This window comes from Thermosphaera sp. (assembly GCF_059755995.1).
The window spans coordinates 1-4,231 of sequence record NZ_DBOUKL010000056.1 but is presented as its reverse complement, the minus strand read 5'-3'; the positions used below and the strand labels follow the sequence as shown (position 1 = coordinate 4,231).

At 48.4% G+C, this 4,231-nt stretch carries 5 protein-coding genes; 2 read left to right on the top strand and 3 right to left on the bottom strand.

Translation table 11 applies throughout. The annotated features are described in order from the left end of the window. Positions 1-1,042: Glu/Leu/Phe/Val family dehydrogenase (locus AC3OH0_RS05645; protein ID WP_498345084.1), on the bottom strand; the 1,042-nt coding region annotated here is incomplete at its 3' end. A 215-nt stretch (positions 1,043-1,257) separates the two neighbouring features. Here AC3OH0_RS05645 and AC3OH0_RS05640 point away from each other — a divergent pair. After that, positions 1,258-1,806 (top strand): cysteine hydrolase family protein, encoded by a 549-nt coding sequence (locus tag AC3OH0_RS05640; protein ID WP_193436724.1) that lies wholly within the window; start codon positions 1,258-1,260, stop codon positions 1,804-1,806. Further along, complete coding sequence (locus AC3OH0_RS05635; RefSeq protein WP_193436725.1) at positions 1,806-2,405, top strand: hypothetical protein; 600 nt, start codon at positions 1,806-1,808, stop codon at positions 2,403-2,405. Before AC3OH0_RS05640 ends, AC3OH0_RS05635 begins: the two co-directional genes overlap by 1 nt. 64 nt (positions 2,406-2,469) lie before the next feature. Here the strand turns inward: AC3OH0_RS05635 and AC3OH0_RS05630 are convergent, their stop codons facing one another. Together AC3OH0_RS05630 and AC3OH0_RS05625 are read right to left on the bottom strand one after the other, a co-directional pair. After that, entirely contained in the window at positions 2,470-3,246 is a 777-nt protein-coding gene (locus tag AC3OH0_RS05630; RefSeq protein ID WP_193436726.1) for an ABC transporter ATP-binding protein, read from the bottom strand. A gap of 2 nt (positions 3,247-3,248) precedes the next feature. Beyond that, complete coding sequence (locus AC3OH0_RS05625) at positions 3,249-4,208, bottom strand: FecCD family ABC transporter permease (protein ID WP_193436727.1); 960 nt, start codon at positions 4,206-4,208, stop codon at positions 3,249-3,251. Between the last annotated feature and the right edge of the window lie 23 nt (positions 4,209-4,231).

The window sequence follows — 4,231 nt, the reverse complement described above, 5'->3', positions numbered from 1 at the left end:
TGTCTGGGACGACTACGACTCCTTTTTCGTGGAGAACTCTATCTGCTTCAGGAGTTGTAGGTCCGTTTGCGCCCTCTGAGATTACCTTGGCCTTAATCCTGTGAACGTTCTCCATCGTTATAACGTTCTCGGTGGCGGCAGGTATTAAAACGTCAACTGGTAGCTCCAGGAGCTCTAAGTGGTTTGTTGAAACCTTTACATCACCCTTCTTGTAATTGGTCACCTTACCGGTCTCGTTCTTAACCCTGATCGCTTCCTCCACATCAATACCCTTGGGGTCGTAGATGTACCCGCTGCTGTCGCTAACCGCTACTACTATCGCACCCCACTCCTGGGCATATTTAGCAGCGTACATTCCAACGTTTCCGAAACCATGTACAGCAACGGTTTTGCCCTCGAACGTTCCTAAAGCCTTCTTAGCCGCCTCTCTTGCCGCTAGCGCTGTGCCGTATCCTGTGGACACGACTCTGGCGTTCAACCCTCCTAGGTCCACGGGTTTCGCTGTTACAACTCCCCATGCATTGTAGCCTGCGATCTTGCTGTATTCGTCGAAGTACCATGCCATTGTCTGCGGGTTGGTGTAGACGTCTGGCGCTGGGATGTCGACGTCGGGGCCCACATCTCTTGCAATACCTGCGAAGAACTTCCTGCTCAACTCTTCCAGCTCTCTTGGACTCATAGCCTTCGGGTTCACTCTTACGCCTCCTTTACCGCCACCGTATGGTAGTCCTGCAAGCGAGGTCTTCCAGGTCATCCATATAGATAGTGCGACTACCTCACCTGGGGTAACGTTTTCACCGTATCTTACGCCTCCCTTGTAGGGTCCTAAAGCACTGTTGTGCTGGCTTCTCCAGCCCAGGTATGTTTCAAGCTTACCGTTGTCTCTTTTAATCGTTATTCTAACCTGAACAAGCTTCTCAGGGTGTCTCAGTATTTCAACATACTCCTCGGGGTAACCAAGAATATTGATTGATTCCTTAAGCTGTTTAACAGCCATCTGGTATACGGGGTCATTTTCGTATAGTGATGCAAGTGAATTCATAACTTCACCAATCGGTTTTTATCCATGTCCGGATTTAAAAACATTAATAATTGATAAATACCGTATATACTCGTATGTAAGCATCCTGCTTAAAAAACGATCAATAATGATCAGCCCTCACACGGTTCTTCATCGCCGAGAGCTCGCGACCGAAGTCGTTCATCATTCGTTAACATAATAAGATGTTACGTCTTAATATTCATATAGTGGTCACCATGAAGCCCGCCCTACTCATCATTGACATGATAGAGGAGTTTGTCCACGGGAGACTGAGAAGCCCCAGCGCGGAAGCAATAATTCCCACTATCAGAATGCTTGCTGAGAACGCTAGGAGACATGGCATTCCCGTGATCTACTTAATAGATAATCATCTTCCGTTTGACAGGGAATTATCGATATGGGGTCCTCACGCACTAACCCATGGTGAGGAGTCTGGAATAGTGAGGGAGTTGCAGCCTGGTGAGATGGACTTGGTCTTGCAGAAGAGGTCTTACAGCGGCTTCCGTGACACAGGATTGGCTAATGTGCTACGGGACCTAGGGGTTAACACGGTTGTGTTAACCGGGATCCACACGCACATATGTGTTCTCCACACAGCTATCGACGCCTTCTACGAGAGGTTCAACATCATAGTTGTTTCTGACGCTGTCGCAGCCTTCTCCGAGAGCGATCACATGTACGCTTTAGAATACATGAGGAAGGTGCTGGGCGCAAAGGTTTTAAACAGTGCAGAAGTTGTTGAAACCGTCATGGGAGGCCGTTAATGAGCCTTCAATGCAGTGATTTTATAGAAGCTTTGAGAGCTCTTAGAAACGTCCAAGGGTTCAGCGAGCTAACACTCCTCCAGGTCTTGCTAGCACACAGTTGGAAGGGCTTGGGGAGAGTTGGGGCTTCTAAAGTTTTGAAAATGAGTGAGAGAAGGGTTCGGAAAATAATCGAGTATTTGAGAGTTAGGGGACTCATAGATGACTCCGGGGGCGTGATTGAGGAGTCTCTCAAGAAACTGTTCAATACCCTTGAGATCAAAACTATTAGCAACAACAAGGGGTTTCATATAACTGCTTACGCGCCGCTATCCACACATCTCTTAGAAATGGCCGCGTCCAGGATTGTTGATCTAAGAGACTACCTGGTTATTGGGACAGGATCGTCTAGTAGTATTTGGATGATAGGCGTCTCGTTAGGCTCTGCTCGCGGCATAATTTTTCCACGCGTACCCGCCGATTACGTAAGTAAGATTCTCGAGGGAGACAGCTGGGTAGAGTTAGAGAACTCCTTGGTTGTTGTCTGGAGGGTTTACGAGGGGATAAGGTCTGACTCTGTAGTTATCCACTCTTTAGCCCAGTTATGTGCATCTCCTTAAAGAATTCACCGATACAGGACTTCAGCCGCTCTGCACGATCCTCCATTTTCACTGCTTAACGCTTCTAACCCTGTGGTTTGAAGGGGAGGGGAATCAATACCTCGTAATCCCCTACTTCAACAGTAGTAAACGGCGTGTCATATACTTCTTCAAGAACCCCCGGGTTTCGGAGTAGTTGGTCAAGGGGACCCGAGAAAACCAGCCTTCCACGGGATAAGAGCATTAAGTAGTCGCAGGTCAAGGATGCGAAGTAAGGGTCGTGAGTAGACAACACTATTGTTATCTTGTCAGACATGCTCTTCAAGAATCTTGAAAGCCATATTTTAGAGCGCATGTCTAAATGGCTCTCGGGCTCGTCGAGGAGAAGGATTTCCGGGCTTCTCACGATAGCTGAGGCTATGAGAACTTTTTGAAGCTCCCCGCTACTGAGCTCGTTAACCCTTCTACGTAGGAGGTGCTTAATACCCATGGATTCAGCGGTTTTGACTGACTCCTCCACATCTTTAATGCTTGTTAAGAATTTATCGGAGACAGGGTATCTCGAGTAAACGAGAAGGTCCAGCACTGTTACGCCTAGAAGGTCTCTAACCTCTACTGCTGACACGTAGGCGAGGACTCGTCTCAAGGTTTTAACAATCTTTCTAGCGTCTCTCCCGTCGAACTCGATTATCCCCTTGTAATCGACTAGCTGGGCTATTGCCTTAAGCAGGGTGGTTTTACCGGAAGCGTTAGGACCCATGACGCAGGACACGGAACGCTCAGGTATCACGGCGGTTACGTTTTTCAACGCGTCTATGAGGTTTTTCCCATATCTCACCGAAACCTCTCTCAACTCGATCAATGCTAAACACCTCTAAGCCTTTTGATAAGTAGTGTGAGGAAGAATGGGGCTCCAACTGCCGATGTTACCGCTCCAGCAGGTATCTCCCCTACTACTCCTGCAGCGATGGTTCGGGAAAACAAGTCGGTGACGTAGAGTAAGAGGGAGCCCAGGCCCATGGCTAATGGTGTAATCAGCCTGTTATCGCTTGTCTTTAAAAAGAGCCTAGCCATGTGCGGTGTTACAAGACCTATGAAGCCTATCATTCCAAAAATTGAAACAATCAGGCTTGAGGAAACCCCAACTATCAGTGCAGTGGTCAGCCTAACTCTTCTAGGATTAACCCCTAATTGCAACGCGTAGTCATCCCCTATCACCACAGTGTTCATCTTTTTAGCCAAGGCGAAGTAGGAGATGATCATCACTGCGGCGGGCGTGAGAACATAGGGCATCATCTCCTTCCTTGAATGCACGAAGCTCCCGGTCAGCATCAGGGAGGCAAGTCCATACCTTGGCGCAACATAATAGAGTAGGAGAATGGAGAGCCCTGAGAACATGCTTGTCACTCCAAGCCCTGACAGCACGTATGCTGCATCGCTTCCCGACATAACCTCGGCGATCCCTACCGATAGGGAGAGCGCGAGCAAGCCTCCGGCCGAGGCGGCGAGGGCGATAATAAACATGCTGGAGTATCCGTGTATGAGAATGGTTAGGTATACAGCGAATAATGCTCCTGCTCCAACCCCGAGTATGTGATGGTCTACAAGAGGGTTTCTAAAAGTTGATTGAAGCATGCATCCCGATGATGCCAGGACTATCCCCGCTAGTACCGTGTAGACTGAACGGTAGAAACGGTACGAGAGTATGATATCTGATACATCCTGGTTAACGCTTGAGAAGTACGTGTAAGCGATTGGGAGAATTATCGAGGCGATGAAGACTGAAAACGCTACGCCGGTTTTCAGCCTTAGTTCCTGTTTCAAGCTACTTCCTCCCTACATAGTAC